This window comes from Bacterioplanoides sp. (genome assembly GCF_965226395.1).
GTDB lineage: Bacteria > Pseudomonadota > Gammaproteobacteria > Pseudomonadales > Oceanobacteraceae > Bacterioplanoides.
On sequence record NZ_OZ245358.1, the window covers coordinates 3,743,078 to 3,763,249 of the forward strand.

At 49.6% G+C, this 20,172-nt stretch carries 23 protein-coding genes; 14 read left to right on the forward strand and 9 right to left on the reverse strand.

Features of this window, described 5'->3' with window-relative positions; genetic code table 11:
- The first annotated feature begins 65 nt into the window (after positions 1-65).
- On the forward strand, positions 66-350 hold the full coding sequence (gene cspD / locus ACO05E_RS17190) for a cold shock domain-containing protein CspD (RefSeq protein ID WP_419810715.1): 285 nt from the start codon (positions 66-68) through the stop codon (positions 348-350).
- A gap of 105 nt (positions 351-455) precedes the next feature.
- Here cspD and ACO05E_RS17195 read toward each other — a convergent pair whose 3' ends face one another.
- The gene (locus tag ACO05E_RS17195) at positions 456-2,690 is read right to left on the reverse strand and encodes an NADP-dependent isocitrate dehydrogenase (RefSeq protein WP_419810716.1); all 2,235 of its coding nucleotides are present in this window, start codon (positions 2,688-2,690) and stop codon (positions 456-458) included.
- 247 nt (positions 2,691-2,937) lie between these two features.
- Between ACO05E_RS17195 and ACO05E_RS17200 the strand changes: the two genes are divergently transcribed.
- The 5 genes from ACO05E_RS17200 (at position 2,938) to dusA (ending at position 6,996) form a co-directional block, all read left to right on the forward strand.
- Positions 2,938-3,603, forward strand: coding sequence for a pseudouridine synthase (locus ACO05E_RS17200; RefSeq protein ID WP_419810717.1), 666 nt, complete (start codon positions 2,938-2,940; stop codon positions 3,601-3,603).
- A gap of 92 nt (positions 3,604-3,695) precedes the next feature.
- Positions 3,696-4,145: an NUDIX hydrolase gene (locus tag ACO05E_RS17205; protein WP_419810718.1), complete on the forward strand. Its 450-nt coding sequence runs from the start codon at positions 3,696-3,698 to the stop codon at positions 4,143-4,145.
- 27 nt (positions 4,146-4,172) lie between these two features.
- A complete protein-coding gene (gene mnmA, locus ACO05E_RS17210) occupies positions 4,173-5,345 on the forward strand; it encodes a tRNA 2-thiouridine(34) synthase MnmA (RefSeq protein ID WP_419810719.1) in 1,173 nt (390 codons plus the stop codon).
- Positions 5,342-5,998, forward strand: coding sequence for a high frequency lysogenization protein HflD (gene hflD / locus ACO05E_RS17215; protein WP_419810720.1), 657 nt, complete (start codon positions 5,342-5,344; stop codon positions 5,996-5,998). The genes mnmA and hflD overlap by 4 nt, the downstream gene beginning before the upstream one ends.
- The gene (gene dusA / locus ACO05E_RS17220) at positions 5,995-6,996 is read left to right on the forward strand and encodes a tRNA dihydrouridine(20/20a) synthase DusA (protein ID WP_419810721.1); all 1,002 of its coding nucleotides are present in this window, start codon (positions 5,995-5,997) and stop codon (positions 6,994-6,996) included. The genes hflD and dusA overlap by 4 nt, the downstream gene beginning before the upstream one ends.
- A gap of 46 nt (positions 6,997-7,042) precedes the next feature.
- Here dusA and ACO05E_RS17225 read toward each other — a convergent pair whose 3' ends face one another.
- Positions 7,043-7,357 (reverse strand): rhodanese-like domain-containing protein, encoded by a 315-nt coding sequence (locus tag ACO05E_RS17225; RefSeq protein ID WP_419810722.1) that lies wholly within the window; start codon positions 7,355-7,357, stop codon positions 7,043-7,045.
- Between the two features lie 132 nt (positions 7,358-7,489).
- On the opposite strand from ACO05E_RS17225, the gene tal reads away from it, so the two are divergent.
- Genes tal through ACO05E_RS17240 form a run of 3 tightly spaced genes read left to right on the forward strand, consistent with a single transcriptional unit; the run spans position 7,490 to position 9,774 of the window.
- Positions 7,490-8,440 carry a transaldolase gene (gene tal / locus ACO05E_RS17230; RefSeq protein WP_419810723.1) on the forward strand — a complete coding sequence of 317 codons (951 nt, stop codon included), beginning with the start codon at positions 7,490-7,492 and terminating at the stop codon, positions 8,438-8,440.
- Positions 8,441-8,449: 9 nt separating this feature from the next.
- A complete protein-coding gene (locus ACO05E_RS17235; RefSeq protein ID WP_419810724.1) occupies positions 8,450-8,899 on the forward strand; it encodes a TerB family tellurite resistance protein in 450 nt (149 codons plus the stop codon).
- Positions 8,896-9,774 (forward strand): DNA replication terminus site-binding protein, encoded by an 879-nt coding sequence (locus ACO05E_RS17240; protein ID WP_419810725.1) that lies wholly within the window; start codon positions 8,896-8,898, stop codon positions 9,772-9,774. The genes ACO05E_RS17235 and ACO05E_RS17240 overlap by 4 nt, the downstream gene beginning before the upstream one ends.
- Positions 9,775-9,820: 46 nt before the next feature.
- On the opposite strand, the gene ACO05E_RS17245 is transcribed toward ACO05E_RS17240, so the two are convergent.
- Positions 9,821-10,177, reverse strand: coding sequence for a hypothetical protein (locus tag ACO05E_RS17245; protein WP_419810726.1), 357 nt, complete (start codon positions 10,175-10,177; stop codon positions 9,821-9,823).
- A gap of 300 nt (positions 10,178-10,477) precedes the next feature.
- Here ACO05E_RS17245 and ACO05E_RS17250 point away from each other — a divergent pair, with 300 nt between their 5' ends.
- The 5 genes from ACO05E_RS17250 (at position 10,478) to ACO05E_RS17270 (ending at position 15,698) form a co-directional block, all read left to right on the forward strand.
- Complete coding sequence (locus ACO05E_RS17250; protein WP_419810727.1) at positions 10,478-11,554, forward strand: MBL fold metallo-hydrolase; 1,077 nt, start codon at positions 10,478-10,480, stop codon at positions 11,552-11,554.
- Positions 11,551-12,072 (forward strand): hypothetical protein, encoded by a 522-nt coding sequence (locus tag ACO05E_RS17255; RefSeq protein WP_419810728.1) that lies wholly within the window; start codon positions 11,551-11,553, stop codon positions 12,070-12,072. The genes ACO05E_RS17250 and ACO05E_RS17255 overlap by 4 nt, the downstream gene beginning before the upstream one ends.
- 166 nt (positions 12,073-12,238) lie before the next feature.
- The gene (gene yegQ, locus ACO05E_RS17260; RefSeq protein ID WP_419813635.1) at positions 12,239-13,582 is read left to right on the forward strand and encodes a tRNA 5-hydroxyuridine modification protein YegQ; all 1,344 of its coding nucleotides are present in this window, start codon (positions 12,239-12,241) and stop codon (positions 13,580-13,582) included.
- Positions 13,583-13,694: 112 nt separating this feature from the next.
- The gene (locus ACO05E_RS17265) at positions 13,695-14,996 is read left to right on the forward strand and encodes an ABC transporter substrate-binding protein (protein WP_419810729.1); all 1,302 of its coding nucleotides are present in this window, start codon (positions 13,695-13,697) and stop codon (positions 14,994-14,996) included.
- A gap of 57 nt (positions 14,997-15,053) precedes the next feature.
- Positions 15,054-15,698, forward strand: coding sequence for an RluA family pseudouridine synthase (locus ACO05E_RS17270; RefSeq protein WP_419810730.1), 645 nt, complete (start codon positions 15,054-15,056; stop codon positions 15,696-15,698).
- A gap of 78 nt (positions 15,699-15,776) precedes the next feature.
- Here the strand turns inward: ACO05E_RS17270 and ACO05E_RS17275 are convergent, their stop codons facing one another.
- From ACO05E_RS17275 to ACO05E_RS17300, 6 genes are all read right to left on the reverse strand, one after another.
- Positions 15,777-16,499 (reverse strand): DUF1461 domain-containing protein, encoded by a 723-nt coding sequence (locus ACO05E_RS17275; RefSeq protein ID WP_419810731.1) that lies wholly within the window; start codon positions 16,497-16,499, stop codon positions 15,777-15,779.
- Positions 16,499-17,371, reverse strand: a complete 873-nt coding sequence (locus tag ACO05E_RS17280) for an alpha/beta fold hydrolase (RefSeq protein WP_419810732.1) — start codon at positions 17,369-17,371, stop codon at positions 16,499-16,501. Before ACO05E_RS17280 ends, ACO05E_RS17275 begins: the two co-directional genes overlap by 1 nt.
- The gene (locus tag ACO05E_RS17285; RefSeq protein WP_419810733.1) at positions 17,372-18,187 is read right to left on the reverse strand and encodes an alpha/beta fold hydrolase; all 816 of its coding nucleotides are present in this window, start codon (positions 18,185-18,187) and stop codon (positions 17,372-17,374) included. It abuts the gene before it with no gap.
- A 157-nt stretch (positions 18,188-18,344) separates the two neighbouring features.
- Entirely contained in the window at positions 18,345-18,824 is a 480-nt protein-coding gene (gene sixA / locus ACO05E_RS17290; RefSeq protein ID WP_419810734.1) for a phosphohistidine phosphatase SixA, read from the reverse strand.
- Positions 18,825-18,833: 9 nt separating this feature from the next.
- A complete protein-coding gene (locus tag ACO05E_RS17295; protein WP_419810735.1) occupies positions 18,834-19,106 on the reverse strand; it encodes a DUF4389 domain-containing protein in 273 nt (90 codons plus the stop codon).
- 31 nt (positions 19,107-19,137) lie between these two features.
- Entirely contained in the window at positions 19,138-20,163 is a 1,026-nt protein-coding gene (locus ACO05E_RS17300; protein WP_419810736.1) for an NAD(P)H-dependent glycerol-3-phosphate dehydrogenase, read from the reverse strand.
- Positions 20,164-20,172: the final 9 nt, after the last annotated feature.

A 20,172-nucleotide genomic window follows, 5' to 3' on the forward strand; every position in this document is an offset into this window, starting at 1 on the left:
CAGGACGGCATACATCCCCTCCTGATTTGCAGTTCCCGCTTTCAAGCTCGAGAAGGAGGTTCAGAATGAAAACAGGGAAAGTTAAGTGGTTCAATAACGCCAAAGGCTACGGCTTCATTCTGGCGGACGATAGCAACGAAGATCTTTTTGCTCACTACTCCACCATTCAGATGGATGGCTATCGCACTCTCAAAGCGGGCCAATCCGTTCAATTCGATACCAAACCCAGCGATAAAGGCACACACGCCATCAATATTCGTGCACTTGACGATGGCGGTGAAATATCCGAACAGCCTGCCAGCGAACCAGCACAAATCATTCAACCAGAAGCTGAATTAGCTGAAGCCTGATTTTAAGCAGCAGACAAACAAAACAGCACCCATAAAAAAACCACCAATCGGCGGTTTTTTTATGCTCAGAGTCTGCGAACAGACTCCTATTATTGAGGCATTCGCTTAGCAGCGAATACCTTCAACCAACTCATTCAGCGTTGCGCTTGGGCGCATCACCTTTTCAGCCAGTTGCGGATCTGGGCGGTAATAGCCACCAATATCAGCATCTTTGCCCTGAACAGCTGCCAGCTCAGCAATGATTTTCTCTTCATTGTCGGCAAATGATTGAGCAACCGCTGCAAAGGCAGCCTTCAACTCTGCATCGTCATTCTGAGCGGCCAGTGCCTGAGCCCAGTATTTAGCGATAAAGAAGTGACTACCACGATTGTCCAGCGCACCCACTTTACGGCCCGGAGACTTGTTCTCATCCAGTAACTCGCCCGTTGCCACATCCAGTGCTTTGGCCAGAACCGCAGCACGAGCATTATCCGTGCTTTCAGCCAGGTGCTCCAGAGAAGCAGCCAATGCCATAAACTCACCCAGAGAATCCCAACGTAGGAAGTCCTCTTCCAGCAATTGCTGAACATGCTTAGGCGCAGAACCACCTGCGCCTGTTTCGAATAAACCACCACCATTCATCAACGGCACAATCGACAGCATCTTGGCACTGGTACCCAGCTCCATGATCGGGAACAGGTCAGTCAGATAATCACGCAGCACGTTGCCCGTTACGGAAATAGTATCTTCACCGTTCTTAATGCGCTCCAGCGAGAAACGAGTTGCTTCTTCCGGTGCCATGATGTGAATTTCCAGGCCAGCTGTATCGTGTTGCGGCAGGTATTGTTCAACCTTGGCAATTAATTGTGCATCGTGGGCGCGGTTTTTATCCAGCCAGAACACAGCCGGGGTTTGCGTTAAGCGAGCACGTTTAACGGCCAGCTTCACCCAATCCTGAATCGGCGCATCTTTGGCCTGACACATACGCCAGATATCACCCTGCTCAACCTCATGCTGCATCAGCACGGTGCCTGCTGCATCAATCACAGAGATTTTGCCATTGTCTGGTACTTCAAAGGTTTTATCGTGAGAGCCGTATTCTTCAGCTTTCTGAGCCATCAAACCAACATTAGGCACGGTGCCCATCGTCGTTGGGTCGAATGCACCGTGTTTCTTACAGAACTCAATGGTTTCCTGATAAACACCAGCATAACAACGATCAGGAATGATGGCCTTGGTATCTGCCAAACCACCGTTCTCATCCCAGGCCTTACCGGAGTTACGGATCAGCGCTGGCATAGAAGCATCAACGATAACATCGTTTGGCACGTGCAGATTGGTGATGCCCTTGTCGGAATCTACCATCGCAACCTTGGTGCGGGATGCAAAAATGGCATCGATCTTTGCTTTGATCGCTTGCTGTTTATCTTCTGGCAGGCGATCCATTTTATTAACCACATCACCAAAGCCGTTGTTTGGATTGATGCTGACGCTGGCAAAGTCTTCGGCAAACTCTTCGTATAACTCGGCAAAGAAGACTTCAACGGCATGACCGAAGATGATTGGGTCAGACACCTTCATCATGGTGGCTTTCAGGTGCAGAGACAGTAATAAGCCCTGCTCTTTACACTCGTCAATCTGAGCGGCCAGGAACTCACGCAATGCGTTGCGGCTCATAACGGAAGAGTCAATAACCTCACCCGCCAACAGTGCAGTTTTCTCTTTCAGAACCTGCTTTTCACCAGACGCATTTTCAAACTCAATACGAACATCGGTAGCGGCTGCAACAGTCACCGACTGCTCGCTGCCATAGAAATCACCGTGCTCCATATGAGCAACATGTGTTTTGGAATCTGCAGACCATTCACCCATTGAGTGTGGGTGTTTGCGGGCGTATTCTTTTACCGCACCCGGAGCACGACGATCGGAGTTGCCTTCACGCAGCACCGGGTTAACCGCACTGCCTTTTACTTTGTCGTACAAGGCTTTGATTTTGGCTTCTTCTTCGTTTTGCGGCTCATCCGGGTATTTAGGGAAGGCGTAACCTTTGGCGCGCAGTTCTTTCAGTGCATCTTTCATTTGTGGAATTGAAGCACTAATGTTTGGCAGCTTGATAATATTGGCTTCTGGCTGCTTCGCCAGATCACCCAGTTCAGCCAGTGCATCGGCAATGCGCTGATCTTCGTTCAGGTATTCACCCAGGGTTGAAATCAGGCGACCAGATAAGGAAATGTCTCGGGTTTCTACTTCAATACCCGCAGATTGGGTAAAGGCTTTAACAATGGGGAGTAAAGAGTAGGTTGCCAGTGCTGGCGCCTCGTCGGTCTCGGTATAAATAATTTTTGGTGTTTGTGTCGACATCTTTACTCCTATAGCATTTTGCTTTGTGCTGTATCGCATGGGCTCAATAGTCAGATTGCTTTTGGCAATCAAGGTTTGATTGATGGTGCCCGGAAGGACTCATCGCTGGCATACCCTGATGAGTCAGAAACAGATGAGAAACAGCATAATTCTTCTTCACCTGATTGGTCCGGACGCTAATTTGTAGTTTTTCTACAAAAAAAGCAAGTCAGACGAAAGAATAAGGTAGTTTTCTTACAAAATTCTTATGGCAACACTCATTCTTCTCAACAAACCCTTCAATGTGTTATCCCAGTTTAGCGACTCTGAAGGACGCTGCACGCTTAAGCAGCACATTTCTCGTACCGATGTTTATCCTGCCGGGCGACTGGATTACGACTCCGAAGGCTTATTGCTACTCACGGATAATGGCCAATTACAGGCTCAGATCGCCAACCCCAAATACAAGATGGAAAAAACGTACTGGGTGCAGGTAGAAGGAAAGCCGCAGGATTCTGATCTGGAAGCGCTGCGCAAAGGTGTTGTTCTTAAAGATGGCCCAACCCGGCCCGCCAAGGTCAGTCTGATTAATGCACCAGATGTCTGGCCACGCAACCCACCGATCCGTCAGCGCAACAATGACATCACCAGTTGGCTGGAAATAAAAATCAGCGAAGGCCGCAATCGTCAGGTGCGACGCATGACCGCTCATATCGGCTACCCTACCCTGCGCCTGATTCGTGCAGCAATCGGCAACTGGTCGGTTAAGACACTGGCACCCGGAGAAAGCAAAGCGCTCAATATCCATATGCCAGCACCCTCTGAAAAAGGGCAATCCCAGAAAAAACAACATCAAAAAAGACAACACCCCAAAAACAGCCAGCGAAAAGACCATCACACAAAACCATCGGCAAACAGGAAACCAAAACGCTGATTGGATTTGAGCCAGATAAATCACTTAGGTAGACTGCGCCCCTTTTGCATTTATCCTTTGTACTCACCCTTGCAGACAGGCACGCTTTACTTATGAATGACCGCTGGACGCCACACGCAACGGTTGCCACCGTTATAGAGAAAGATGGCCAATTTTTGATGGTAGAAGAAATCAGCGGCGGTCAACGGGTGATCAATCAGCCAGCAGGCCATATTGAACAAGGCGAAACCATCCTCGAAGCCGCCCGCCGTGAAACACTTGAAGAAACCGGCTGGACAGCAGAACCTCAACAACTGATTGGTCTGTATACCTATACCGCTCCCAGCAATGGTGTGACTTATCACCGCTACTGTTTTGCCGCGAAAGCCATAGAAGAAGTAAAAGATGCCACTCTCGATGATGGCATCATCGGCCCACGCTGGATGACCATTGAAGAGTTACGTAACAGCCCCAATCTCAGATCCCAAATGGTGCTAACCTGCATTGAAGACTATTTGTCTGGCAAACAATTCCCGTTAGACCTGATTACTGAACACCCTTAATAACGCAAACACAAGTACCCAAACGATATGACCCAGTTAGCTGACCTTAACCCAGCCCAAACCAAAGTCATCGTTGGCATGTCCGGCGGTGTCGATTCATCCGTTTCAGCCTATCTGCTGCTACAGCAGGGCTATCAGGTCGAAGGCCTGTTTATGAAAAACTGGGATGAAGACGATGGCACAGAATACTGCACGGCCAAAGAAGACCTGGCCGATGCACAACAGGTGTGCGACACCCTTGGTATCAAACTGCACCAGGCTAATTTTGCCGCCGAATACTGGGACAATGTCTTTGAACATTTCCTTGAAGAATACAAAGCTGGCCGCACTCCGAACCCGGACATTCTCTGTAACCGTGAGATCAAATTTAAAGCCTTTCTGGAGTACGCTCAGGTGCTTGGCGCCGATCTGATTGCCACCGGTCACTATGTCCGCCGTGGCGATACCGAGACGGAAACCCAGCTGTTAAAAGGTCTAGATAACAACAAAGATCAAAGTTACTTCCTGCACGCTGTTGCTGGCAGTGAAATTGCGAAAACTCTGTTTCCGGTTGGTGAATTAGAAAAGCCGGAAGTTCGCCGCATTGCGGAAGAAAACAATCTGGTTACTCATAACAAAAAAGACTCCACCGGCATTTGTTTTATTGGCGAACGTCGTTTTAAGGATTTTCTGCAGCAATACCTCCCTGCTCAGCCCGGCCGTATCGAAACAGCAGACGGTGTTGATATTGGTGAACACCAGGGTTTGATGTATCACACCTTAGGACAACGTCAGGGCCTTGGTATTGGTGGTTTAAATGGCTTCTCTGAAGACCCCTGGTTTGTTGCTGATAAAGATCTTGAGCGCAATATCCTGATAGCCGTGCAGGGCAAAAACCACCCTCGCTTGTTTAAAGACTGGCTGACGACATCCGAGATTTATTGGGTCAATAATGAGCCGGAACTGCCGCTGCGCTGTAAAGCCAAGGTACGTTACCGCCAAGCCGATCAGGATTGTGTTATTCATAAAACGGCCGAAGGTTATCGGGTAGAGTTTGACCAGCCACAACGAGCCGTCACTCCCGGCCAGTCTCTGGTGTTGTATACCGGTGAAATCTGCTTAGGTGGCGGAGTTATCGAGCACACAGGCGACCATAGCGACAACGCCGAGAGCGACAACAACAATCTGGACGAAAGCCACAATAAGGGGAGCCAGGCATGACCCCTGAACAACCAACGCTACTGCATAAAAACCACGAACAAGCCATTGCGCTGGCGGCTGTATTTCAGGTTGCCACTCTGGTTGAGCAACTGGCCCGCAGTGGCGATGTTCCGGAAGAAACATCCCTGCCGCTGATAGAAAGCCTGTTTAGCCAGAATCCAAAATACTTTGGCGATATCTACGGCGATGCCAGCACCCGCCTAACCATCGGCCTTAAGCAACTCAAGGCAATTGCCGGCAAAGAGCCACAAGGCATCAACCCGGACATTACCCGCTATGCCCTTAGCCTGCTTCATCTGGAGAAAAAGCTCAGCAAAGCACCGGATATGCTCAACGCCTTAGGTCAGGGTATTCAGGATGCAGAGCGTCAGGCGCATCACTTCGGTATTGCTCATGAAAACACCATTGCCTCACTGGCCGGGCTGTACAAGCAAACACTGAGCAATCTGAGTTTCCGCATTCGGGTGACCGGCAATCCGACCTACCTGCAGACCAATCACACTGCCAATCGCGTGCGTACCCTGCTGCTGGCCGGCATTCGTGCAGCCATGTTATGGCGTCAGGTTGGTGGTAAACGCTGGCAGTTATTAGTGAGTCGCGGCCGCTATCTGAAAGCATGTGATGAGCTGCTGAGTGGTGACATCAAGCGATGAAAGCAATTAACCGCTCTTTTTCTACCGCTCCAATGATGGATTGGAGTGATCGCCATTGCCGGGCGTTCTGGCGCCAGCTCAGCAAAAACACCTTGCTGTACACCGAAATGGTCACCACCGGTGCTTTGATTCATGGCAACCGCGAACGTTTTTTACAATACAACGATATCGAACATCCTGTTGCCTTGCAGCTGGGTGGCTCCAACCCGGAAGAGCTGGCCCAGTGTGCCCAGTTTGCTGAACAGTGGGGCTACGATGAAGTCAACCTGAATGTCGGCTGTCCCAGTGATCGGGTGCAAAATAATATGATTGGCGCCTGCCTGATGGCACACCCACAATTAGTGGCCGATTGTATTAAAGCGATGCAGGATGCCTGCAATATTGAAGTCACCATCAAGCATCGCATTGGCATTGATGATATCGACAGCTATGAGCATATGCGTGATTTTGTCGCGACGGTGGCTAAAACCGGCTGCAAGAGTTTCACCGTACATGCCCGTAAAGCCATTCTTCAGGGCTTGTCTCCCAAAGAAAATCGCGATATTCCGCCGCTGCAATACCCGTTGGTGTATCGCCTGAAGCAGGAATTTCCTGAGCTGGAAATCATTATTAACGGCGGTATTAAAACGCACGCCGAATGTTCCGAACACCTGAGTCAGGTTGACGGCGTAATGCTGGGTCGGGAGGCTTACCATAACCCGGGGATTCTGATGCAGGCGGATGCCCTGTATTTTGATGCCGACAGCAGCAAAGACGGCAGCGACAGCGATGCAGATTCGTTAGCGCAGCGGATTCAGGCCGTCCGCGACTTTTACCCCTATATCGAAAGTGAGCTGAGCAAGGGCGCAACGCTGCACTATATCAGCCGTCATATGCTGGGGTTGTTTAACGGTATGAAAGGTGCCCGACAATTCCGCCGCCACCTGAGTGAAAATGCCTTTAAAAAGGAATCGGGCATTGAGGTGATGGAACAGGCTTTATCCTTGGTCGAAGCCTGAGCAAAGCCTTATGGGCTGCCGAATTCAGCAGCCCATGTGTTCAGTCTTATTCTTTCACTGAGTAAGACTGAGCATCCTCTAAACCACCTACATTCTTCACATTGGTGTAGCCTAATTCCTGCAGCGCTTGCAAAGCGACACCAGCACGACGGCCCGAGCGGCAGTACAGTAAAATCTCGGCATCTTTATTAATATTAAGCGCAGCAATATCCACTGAGATTTGCGTATGCGGAATATTATGAGCACCCTCCAGATGCTCGCCAGCAAACTCACCAGCGCTGCGAACATCAATCCAGACCGGTTCAGATGCCCATGCCGAAAAGCTCAGCAACATAGCTGCGAGGATAGTAATCAGCTTCATATTTCGTCTCCAAGTTATTCTGAGAATTAGACTTTTTAGCCAAACAGATTCGATTCTGCATTGACCTGAATCGCATGTTAAGCGAGTCTAACGATAATTTAGTTATTGCATAACCTGCACTCAGGAAAAGACATGAATAAGCTGGACGCCCTGAAAGACATGACGGTTGTTGTTGCCGACACTGGCGATATCGAAGCCATTCGTCAACATCAACCGGCTGATGCCACCACCAATCCTTCTCTGATTCTGAAAGCCGCACAACTTGATGCCTACCAGCCACTGATTGCCGATGCAATCAGCTGGGCCAAACAATGTAAGAATTCAGAATCCTTGCTGAGCAATGCCTGCGATAAGCTGGCGGTGGCGATTGGTTGTGAGATTCTGCAAATCATCCCGGGGTTAATTTCCACCGAGGTCGATGCTCGCTTGTCCTTTGATCGTGAGGCAACCATTGCCAAAGCCCGCAAACTGATTCAGATGTATCACGATGCCGGCATTGATAAAGATCGCGTATTGATCAAAATTGCCGCCACCTGGGAAGGTATTCAGGCCGCCAAAGCGCTGGAGTCAGAAGGTATTCACTGCAATCTGACCTTGTTGTTTAACTTCAGCCAGGCCGTCGCTTGTGCCGAAGCCGGTGTCACCCTGATCTCTCCTTTTGTTGGCCGAATACTCGACTGGTATAAAGCCAGCCAACCCGATGAAGACTACAGCGGCCCACGCGACCCGGGCGTGCAATCGGTAACCCAGATTTATAACTACTATAAGCAACATGGTTACAGCACGGTTGTGATGGGTGCCAGCTTCCGCAATACCGGAGAAATTGAACAGCTGGCAGGCTGCGACAAGCTCACCATCAGCCCGGATCTGTTGTCTCAACTGCAACAGGATGCCAGCCCACTGAGCCGCAAACTCTCAGTCGAACATGCCGACACCAGCATTGAGAAGTTATCGCTGAGCGAAGCGGATTTCCGCTGGGCGATGAATCAGGATGTGATGGCCGCAGAAAAGCTGGCCGATGGCATACGCCGCTTTGCAGCTGACCAGCAAACGCTGGAAGATATGATTCAACAGAACGTGTAGCACCCGGTTATGCTGAAACAACTTTTTGCCTTATTTGAACAACCATCACCAGAACGCCAGCCGCATACGCTGGCGTTAGCAACCGCGGTATTACTGGCCGAAATTGTACGTGCCGACCACCAGGTCGATGATGCTGAAAAAGCGGCAATGAAAACCGCTCTGCAACACAGCCTTAAACTCACTTCGGAAGAAGCTTCCTCCTTAGTCGATGAAGCGCTGAACACAGCTCAGGCAGCTAACGATTTGCAACAATTCACCCGGGTTATTCACGACAAGTGCAACCCGGATGAAAAATTCCAGCTGCTGTGCAACTTATGGAAAGTAGCCTACGAATCGGATGGGCTGGATAAATACGAAGAGCATATGATCCGCCGAATTGCAGACTTACTCTATATTCCACACAGTGAATTTATGCGCGCCAAAGCGATTGTCAAAGCACAAAAGAAAAACGACCCATGATCATCTCTGATATTGCCGAGCAATTTTCAGCGCTAACCGAATTATTATCCCAACTTCACCAGCATCTTCTGCAGCAACGCCCATCGCATTATTATCCGATTACCGGCGAAGAAAAGGTAATTGCCGACGATGCGTTGCAGCATGCCTGCACCCTGCTGAGCGATCTCTGGTATCAGGGCAATCAGGATGGGCGTGAAACCCGCTCCCGCCACGGCATCATTGTTGCTGATCAACAAACCGCGGAGCTAATTCAGCGTATCAATCAACAAAAAGAGTCGTTCAGAGCCGCAGTCAATCGGGCCAAGCAAAGCCTGTCCCGGGATGACTGGCAGCAGCAACACGAACAGCTGAGCACTTATGGCCAAACCTTACGCGAACAACTGCGACTCAGCGGCCTGGGCCGGGTTCATCTGAAGCAGTGTTATCGCCATATTCCGCTATTAGACAAACCGGTCAAGAAGATTGGGTTCAGTTGGTACAACCATGGCCGCTCGATTAAGAAAATCAGCCACCAGCAAGCTCAGGATTTATTAGTGGCACTGGGTGAGCATAAAACCCACATTCAAAGCCAGCTTCAGACCCTGGCACAGCTAACAGCAGACACTCAGCTGGCACAAGTGCAAACATTAGCTCCGGTTGTGCGCGCCAATCTGGTGTTCAGCCCTCAGGATGAAAATAAGGAACAAACAACTAAGCGCAAAGCCATGAACGTATCACTGCCGCTGTTTGTGCCAGAAGGGAAAGAGCATTTATTGCCAGATTACAATCAGATTGAGTTACAAGCGCCACAAGGAAGGAGTCGTCTGAATCGCAGCGACAATAAGATTTCAGAGGCGCCGATATTGCCCAGCATCAGGGCTTATACCTATTCATAACGCGCATACATAACATCGTATGCATAACGTCGGATAGATGGAGGTTTTAGCCGGCTAATTGTTGAGGATAGTGGCGTTGTTCAGAGGCGATTACCGGAGTCGATAAATATTCGGCAATACGACGATAAGCACCCTGCTCCAGATTCATAAAACGAATGGTTAAACCGCATTGCTGTTGGGATATCCGTCGTACCGATTTCACCATGGCCTGACCATATACCGGTTCACTGGCGCTATCCGGAAAGAAATCCAGTTCCATATCAAAACAAATAAAACGACCGGTATCATCGCGAAAACAATCACTGCCATCCAGTCCGACTTCAATAGAAAAGCCAAGCGGTGATAAATCACTAATAGCGCCGCTATACAAAGCTTGCTCTTCATTATTTAAGGTTATCTTCATATCAGATACACCCAAAGCTGGTAATAAATCTGACGATAGCCGATATAACGACTTTTTTCCAAGCATTAATAATGCTTTATGAGAACCAGGTCGTATTTGATCAACCAGATACTGGCTGAATATAAAATACCCGGGCTATTCACCTCAATATCGCAGCGGCTGACAATGTGTTTTAAAACAGGCAGTTATATTTATTCAAAAGGCTTTCCCGAGCGCAAACAATAGCGCTAGAATCGCCAATCTAATAAAAAATAATTTTTTCTCACTCACGCCCGACTTATACAATAAAAAGAACAAACCATGACAAAAACAACATTCTTACGCACCATACTGATTTCAAGCCTTGGATTATTAGCCGCCTGCTCCAGCAAGCTCCACCTGCCTTTATATGAAAATGGTGGCTCGGACCGGAAGCCAATCGTACGGCAATCATTAATAAAGAGTCAGCAGCAAGTGGATAATGATCATTTATCCATTCAATATTTGGGAGTTGGCGGGCATTTATTGTCTTATAAGGGCACTCAGATTATGACCGCCCCGTCATTCAGTAATCCTCACTTTATGTTTGCCGGGCCTTTTTTCCCGATGTCAGCCGATAAAGAAGCAATTGATACCTATATGCCAGAAGCCAGCAAGGTGGAAATGGTTCTGGTTGGTCATGCGCATTACGATCATTTGCTGGATGTCCCTTATGTGATGCAAAAGCATGCTCCAAATGCGCATGTTTATGGCTCTAATACCACCGCTCATACATTGGCCCCGGCGATTGCTGCTGAAAGGATTCACGCTTTAAATGACAAGATGGGCGATCTCAGCAGACCCGGCGAATGGGTTTATAGCAGCAGCGGTAAGGTCCGTATTATGCCGATCAAGGCCGACCATGCGCCTCATATCATGGGGCTTAAGTTTATGGGTGGCAGCTATGACGAAGATCTGGATGAGTTGCCATGGCACGGCTTTGGCTGGAAAGAAGGCCAGACGCTGGCGTTTATCATCGATTTCCTGAACCCGGATAGTAGTGTCGCCCACCGGATCTTTTATCAGGATGCGGCCAGCCAGGAACCGCTGGGATTAGTGCCCGACATGGGCGACAATAAAGCCATTGATATTGCCATCCTGTGCCCTGCGGCATTCCATCAGGTCGATAACTACCCGGAATCGGTTGTTAAAAACACCCAGGCGAAACATTTTATTCTGGGTCATTGGGAAGACTTTTTTGCTAACGACCTGAGCGGCCCTCAGCGGTTCTTACGCCTCACGGACCAGGATGAGTTTATCGAACGACTGGAAGCCGCCAAGCCGGAGGACAGCACCTGGGTGCTGCCGGCTCTGTTCAGCACCCAACACTTTTTAGCTAATGGAGAACTGGTCGAGTGACCCCTTCTTTTGAATACCCAATCCAGCGAGCGGCCATCTGTGCCGCTTTCGCTCACATCAACCAAGGCCATATCCAGCTTTGGTGTGAACACAACACACAGGACTTTTCTCCTTTTACCAAACTCAACAACAAGGTGCTGTCGTATTTACGCGGCGAGCTGAAATCACTCCCGAATCTGGAGCGTTTTCACGAAGCTTTTGCCCAGTGGCGTGAAGAGCTGACTCAGGACGATGCGCTGGCTTATCAGATCGCAGAGCTGACCTGCTCTTGTTTGTACAGCGCCGCAGAATCCATTCTTGATCCGGAGTGCAACGACGTTGAGCTGATTCTTCAGGATATCGACGCTATTTATCACACCATGGAATCACTTACCGACAGCGTACCTGAGTTACAAGCGTATAAAGCCGATATTCAGCAAGGGTTAACCGATATTCTGAGTGAGGCGAAACAAACCCCGCTCAGTAAGGATTACTTCGACTTCCTGAAAGAATGTGACACCAGCTTATTCGGGCTTTAACACCGCCCATGACTGACATTCCCGGCTAAATCCTGAAATAGCCATTTACCTTACACTCGGCGGAATTTAAAATCCGCCGTTTTTGTAAGGTTAAGGCGAAACCACTGTGACTACCAAACCCGCATTTACCCCTGAACTGCTCTCACCGGCAGGCACATTCAAGAACATGGAATATGCCTTTGCCTATGGCGCGGATGCCGTTTATGCCGGTCAGCCACGTTACAGCCTGCGGGTTCGCAATAACGACTTCCAGCTGGAGAATCTCAGCAAAGGCATCGAATATGCTCATTCTCTGGGCAAACAGTTTTACGTTGCCAGCAATATTGCGCCGCACAACAGCAAAGTCGACACCTACATGCGCGATATTGAGCCGGTGATTGGCATGAAGCCGGATGCCCTGATCATGTCAGATCCGGGCCTGATTATGCTGGTAAAAGACAAATGGCCAGATCAGGTGATTCACCTGTCGGTACAAGCCAATGTTGTTAACTACGCTTCCGTTGAATTCTGGCGACGCCAGGGCGTTAGCCGCATCATTCTCTCGCGTGAGCTGTCGATTGATGAAATTGCTGAAATCCGTCAGCGCTGCCCGGAAATGGAAATTGAAGTGTTTGTCCACGGCGCCTTATGCATCGCCTACTCCGGTCGCTGTTTACTGTCGGGGTATATGAACCACCGCGATCCGAATCAGGGTACCTGCACCAATGCCTGCCGCTGGAAATACGACGCCCATGAAGCCAAAGAAACCGACAGTGGCGATATTATTCCCGCGGGTGTGAATGAGTTTGATCCGGCGCAGAGCAATACACAGCCCAGCACTCAAATCATCACCGATGGTGAATCAACACTGGGCGAAGGTGGTACCACGGATAAAATCTTCCTGCTGCAGGAAGGCAATCGTGACAACGAATACATGCCGGCGTTCGAAGACGAGCATGGCACCTACATCATGAACTCTCGCGATCTGCGTGCAATTCAGCATATTGAAAAGCTGGTGGAGCTGGGCGTTCATTCGTTAAAAATTGAAGGCCGTACCAAATCACATTATTACGTTGGTCGCACCGCTCAGGCTTATCGCAAAGCCATCGACGACGCCGTTGCTGGCAACCGCTTTGACAAAGGCCTGATGGACACACTGGAGCATATGTCGAACCGGGGTTACACCGAAGGTTTCTTCCGCCGCCATGTGCACGATGAATATCAGAACTACGAACGCGGCACCTCACTGAGCACGGCTCAGCAATTTGTCGGCGAAGTTACGCATTCTGACGGTGAGTACCTGACCATTGTTGTCAAAAACCGTTTTGAAGTGGGTGACACACTGGAGCTAATGACCGTTAGTGGCAACACAACCTTCACCTTAGACGCCCTCACCGACAGTGGCGACACACCCCGCCAGGATGCACCGGGCTCCGGCTTTGTGGTCAAAGTGGCCATACCTGCTGCAGCTAAGAGCCATGACATGCAACGTGCGATGTTAATTCGTAATTTACCGCAAGCATCTGTCTGATTTCGTATTTGTGCGAACCAGTACGCTTGGCAAGATCATGGCGCTTATCTATAGTGCCATGATCGTCTGACAAAAAGTCGATACAGCCATAGTGAAAATAACAGAGGCAAGCATGAAGACAGTATTTCTGAAAAGCTGGTTGGTATTCGTTTGTACACTGGCTCTGAGCGCTCATGCTGCTGACACACCTCGTCAGTTGGTCGAAAACACCTCAACTCAGATGACCGAACGACTGCTCACAGACAAAGAGCGGGTGCAGACTCAGGAGTATTATCTTGAGCAGTTGATTGATGAGATTATCCTGCCCATTGTTGATCACCGCCGCATGGCCAAGCGGGTTCTGGGAAAACACTGGAAGCGCGCTTCTAAAGCACAACAAAAGAGCTTTACAGCTTCGTTCAAACATAAGGTAATCCGTACTTATGCCGGTGCCTTTAAGGCATTTAACGGCGAAGAAATCCGTTATGATCCTGCACGCCTGAATGACGAAGGCAATCAGGCGCTGGTCAAAAGTCAGATCATTCGTCCGGGGGCAGCCAGCATTCGGGTAGACTACAAGCTGTACCTGAATAAAGAAAAATGGCGGGTGTTTGATGTCATTATTGAAGGCGTCAGTTTAACTAAAAGCTTCCGCGATCAGGTCGGCCAGAGCATCGAACAGCACGGACTGGCAAAAACTATTTCCAAGCTGGCCAGCGAATATAAAGATGAGGCTCCGGAAATTCGTCTGGGCGCTCATTCATGGGGACCTTATCTGGGTAAAACATTGCCAAATTATGGTTTGGCAGCGGATATTGTGTCGGCTGCATTTGCCCAGTCCGGCTATAAGGTCAACATTGAATTTATGCCATGGAACCGGGTTGGTGACGGCATCAATAGCGGTGAACTGGATGGCTCCCTTGCCAGCTGGTATTCCGAAGAACGCAGCGAGCACAATCTGTTTTCAGATGCTTATATCGAAAACAAGTTGGTATTTGTAAAACGCGACAACGATCCGTTTGAGTTCGAGTCAACGGCTCAAGCCAAAGCCTACCTGCAAAACAGAAGTTATCGTCTGGGTATTTTTGAAGACTACGCTTACGGTGAAGAATTTCAGCAAATCAGCCCGCTGTTTCAGGTTGAAAGCCGCAACTATTGCTCTCAGTTATTTCGCGACGTCGCCAGCAAAGAACTGGATCTGGCCTTAGTCGATCACTGGATTGCGCAACAGGAACTGAACGATAAAGAACACATTGCCGACCACCTGACTCAAGTCTCCGGTACACTGTCGAGCCGATCTCTGCATGTGACTATTGCCAAAAACAGCACTCAGGCCGACGACCTCGTCAACGCCTTTAACCTTGGTTTACGCCGTCTTAAAGATAATGGTGATTACCAACGCCTGCTGAAGAAACATCAGTACCCTGACTCCTGAGAGAAACGCTCAATAGTCATAGCTACTAATAACAGAACCCCTGAATAACAGATACCAATGACCCATATTGAAGTACTTCACAGCGATGACGACATTGTTGTGATTAATAAACCGTCCGGCCTGCTCAGCGTTCCCGGCCGTTATGAACCAGACTCTGCGGTTACCCGCCTGCAACAACAATTCGGTACCATTCTGGTGATTCACCGATTGGATATGGATACCTCCGGAATTCTGGTATTTGCCCGCCATAAGGCAGCACTCACGGCAGTGCAGCAACAATTTGAGAAGCAGACCACCCATAAGATTTACGAAGCAAAGCTATACGGCCAACTTGCTGGTAATCAGGGCTGTATTAATCTGCCTATTATTGTCGACTGGCCCAATCGGCCATTACAGAAAATCAGCCATACTGAAGGCCGCTATGCCCTGACTCGCTGGAATAAAATCGATTCTGATGAGAGTGCTGAGGGTAGCTCTTGTAAGAACAGTTACTCCCGTGTGCTGCTCTACCCCAAAACCGGCCGTTCACATCAGCTGCGCATTCATATGCAACAGATTGGCCATGCAATTGTTGGTGATACGTTGTACGCAGGCGAACGGGCACAACAGGAAGGCCGCCTTTGTTTACACGCCCGGGAGCTGGCGTTTAACCACCCGGCCAGTGGTGAGCGCATGACATTTATTTGTCCGCCAACGTTTTAGCAGGCTCTTGAAAAACTACTTAACAGGCCTGCCACCTCGCCGATTTACAACCACACGTAGCTGATTCAACCAGATCAGCTACACAAATCCATCGCGCTTACGGTGCCTGATAATTAAACCCAGCAACCCGGCAAACAACAGTAAAGCACCAACAAGAATCGCCACCGCAATACCACCAAAAATTTGTGGTGCATGCATCAGAGTGGTCATCAATGAATCCTGATAGTAAAAGAACCATTCGTGCTCCGGCGGGAACATCCAGACGTGAAACTGATAAAACACGGCCTTCGGGCCAATGATCAGTGTCGCCAATGTTGCCGCAGCAATCAGCCCTAACAGGATCAATAACTGATGCTTCCAGGCCGGTTGTGTACTGCCCATCAACAACCAGCCGCCGAACCCCAGCATCACCAGGGTAGATAGCAGGCCCAGCAGCTGAAAGCCATCAATCAGATTGGCAACATCCTGTAAATGAATAACTTCTGCTTCACGTAGCAGTGTGACCTTTTCTCCGTTGCGTAAAAACTGAATATCCGCCAAGCCTTCGCCCTGATGGTGAACAGCATCCACTATTTCAGCGAACAGCCGCTCATGCTGTTCCCGTTCAGTGGTTTCAAAGCCGTGAATATGGCGGTTTTGCGGACCATATTTTTCAATATGAGCGCCAACATCGTACACGTCATAAAAATAGCGATAGCCATAATTCTGGCTCGCCAACAGATTCCAGCTAAGGTACAAACACACAACAAAGCTGCTCAACAGTGCAATAAACCAGGCAACCGACACTATCCTTGGTAACATCAATGAATCCCCTGATAAAAATCTAATACGTCGTTTGCCACGGCCGTTGCCGTTTCAGGCTCCAGATGAAAGTGATGATGGCCAGGCAATTCCTGCAATTGAGCGGTTTTAAGATAACCTAAGCGCATCTCAAAAAAAGACGCCGGAATAAAGGTCTGGGCCGCTTTCAGGATACGAACCGGGCATTCAACCGCCGCCATAAAGGATTGCACCAGATCTTCGGTCATGCGTAATTTTGAGGTATGACGCAAACGTGGATCGGTACACCACTGGACGCCACCAGCAACGGCTTCGAGGTTACGTTCAACTACCGGAGCAATGCACTCGGGCGATAATGACGGATCTTGTCGAATGCGGGCAGCCAATGCCGCCTCCGTATTGCCATATACTTTCAGGCGACTACCGGCTTTGGCACGACGAATGGCATCATCAATGCCCTTGCGCAGTTGTTCCGGCGCCTGATCAGCGGGGGTTGATAGCGGGCCTGCAGCATCGAGCAATACAACGGAGCGAACCAGATCCGGATAGGCGGAAGCCGAAATAATACTGGTAGCGGCTCCCATGGAGTGCCCTAACAAGTGAACCGGCCCCGCCAACTGACGAATGACCTCAGCCACCCAACTGACAGCCTCCCAGATGTAATAATCACCACCTCCGGCCAGCCAGTCAGAATGTCCGTGACCGGGTAAATCAATCGCAATCACATGATATTTCTGACTCAATACCGGCGCCAGCTGACTAAAGGTAGCGGCATTATCCAGCCAGCCATGTAATGCCAATATAACTGGCTGATCCGTTTGTTGCGGATCCTGCCAGGACAACCCCGCTACTTTTCCAAACGGGGTGTGAAAACAAACATCCGTTGCGTGCATCTATAACATCTCGGCTAATAACTGATGGATCAGATCCGCAGTTGTTTCCGGGTGTTCCAGCGGGAACATATGCCCACCCGGCAACCACTTCACTTTCATTCCGGTTTTACTCTGCATTCTTGCACCATTCATCGGCAGAAATACCTGGCTGCTTTTACCGCCGATCACAGCAGCAGGAACCGCCAGCGGGACATCGCTGCGAACATTATGGGGAATGGTGCGGTAAATTTTCATTTCAATTTCCGGATCAAAGCGCAATTGTACGCCTTTTTCCGGCTGATCAGGATCAATCAGCTCAGTCCCGGCGCTGACATAGTCTTTCAAGCAGCGCGGATCAAACTGTTTCATCAGTGATTTTCCGGAAAAGTACGCCAGCGCTTCCTCCTGAGACGACCACTGGCTACGTCGCCCTTCGGTTCGCCCGGCAGGTGTCACCCGATCACTCATCCCCAGGCGCTTAAGGATACGAAAACCAAAGGTTTGCATGGGCGTCAGCATTGGAGAGTCCAGCATGACCACCGCCCGAACCAGATCCGGACGCTGCTGCGCCACCATATAACTGAGTACCCCACCGAGAGAATGACCAACCGCGATCACCGGCTGATGGTAATGCCGCTCAAAGTAGTGCTTCAACTCGTGCGCCAGAGATGGCCAGTTATCCGTAACGGGATAGTCTGGCTGATGCGCTAAACGATCAATAGTCCTGACATCATAATGAGCGGATAAACGCTCCGTCAGAACGCGGTAACTTCCTGCCGGAAAGCCATTGGCATGAGAGAAATGAAGGATATCGTGACCGGTAATATGTGCTGTCATCTTTATTATTAATTATTTTAAAAAGATGAACGCTACCGTCACCAACCCAAGAGATCAAGGGCAGCCCGAATAATTCAGTGCTGCCAAGACGAATACACCCAGGTCGCCACTCAGGTCGAAAAGTACCGTTAAAGTGTCAGGGTTAAGCTATCAACAATCAGAGTTCTTCCAGCGCTGGATACCAGACGCCGGTGACTGTCATGCAACCGGATGCGGCAATATCACCTTCCAGTAACCAGGCTTCTGCCGGTGACCAAGGCTGATCGAACACCTGCCCTTCAACCAGCTTGGCTGCTAAGCGCCCTACCAGTGGCAAATGTGATACCAGCACAATGTCACGCTCCTGAGCAACCAGCCAATCGAGAATCTGCGTGACGTCCCCCTGAGGCGTAATCAGGTCGCATTGCTGCCCTGGCTTGCCAGTGGCATTAATCACTGCGTCTGCGGTTTGTTGTGCTCTGAGGTAGGGGCTGTGACAAATCAATACGTCATCAGCCAGTTGCTGCTCTGTAATCAGAGACTGAATCCATCGCCCTGCACCTTGTGCCTGCTGAAAACCCTTTTCAGTTAAAGAGCGCAGTTCATCAGCGTCTGCGCCAGTTTCAGCACTGCCGTGCCGAACGATACATATTTTCACTTGGTTGCCTTATTTTTCAGGCCAATCCTTAAACGGGAACGGCTTTTCTTCTGAAGCGCCGGAAAGATAGTGAATAATCTCACCAATATAGGTACCCAGAGAGCCACCAAAAGCAGCTAGCTCAGTATTAACCTCACCCGTTAACAGGCGAAACCCCCATTGCACCGCACCAAGCAGTAAAATCACCAGGTCAAGCACCCGGTAAACAATAAAAAAGCCGATCAGGTACAGGGTTTTCAGCCAAAAGGCATCGGATGTCACATTATCTTTCAGGTCACTCATTCGTCAGTTCCGGAGTCAAATTATAAGAAGATCAGATTTTATTTTTTGGTAAGGCAAATTCAACATCAGAAGCATGATCTCCTGACATTAAGCCCTGAGCCACTCGTCGCGGGTCAGCACCATTAAATAAGACTTCATAAGCCCCCATCACCAGAGGCATATAAATATCTAATTCAGCAGCTTTTGCCCTGACATAACGCAAGGTATTAACACCTTCTGCCACTTCGCCGAGAGATTCTACCGCTTGATCGAGCGTTTTCCCCTCACCAATGGCATAACCCACACGGTAATTACGACTCAGAGGCGAGGTGCAGGTCACCACCAGATCACCCACTCCAGCCAGACCCAGGAAGGTCAATGGGTTGGCACCCAGGGCGACGGCAAAGCGGCTCATTTCTGCCAACGAGCGGGTAATAATCATGCTGCGGGAGTTTTCGCCCATACCCAGTGCCGCCACAAACCCAGAGACGATGGCATAAATATTTTTCAGAGCACCGCTGAGTTCAACCCCAAACAGATCATCAGAGGCATAAACCCGAAAATAAGAGCAACTCAAACCTTCCTGAACGTTACGGCGCAAGTCACTGTTTTTGCTGGCAATAACAGTAGCGGCCAGTTCACGGCGTGCGATTTCTTTGGCCAGATTCGGGCCAGACAGTACACCAACCGGGTTGTTCGGGCACAGCTCTTCAAGCACCTGACTCATCAATAGGAACTTCTCTGGCTCGATGCCCTTGGTGGTGCTGACCAATGCCTGATTGGGTGTCAGCTTATGAGCAAAGGTGGAGACCACCTCACGCACAGAACGACTGGGAACTGACACAAACACCACATCAGCCCCGATGATTGCCTGCTCCAGGTCCGTGGTTGCGGACAGCTCAGGGTTCAGTGCGGTATCCGGTAAGTATTTGGGATTGGCATGTTGTACATTGATTGACTCAGCAATATCCGGGTCGCGCAACCACTGACAAGTCTGAATCTGATTATCGGCTAAAATATTGGCGACGACTGTGCCAAAACTACCGCCACCAATAACTGCGGCTTTAGAAAACTTCACATACCCTCC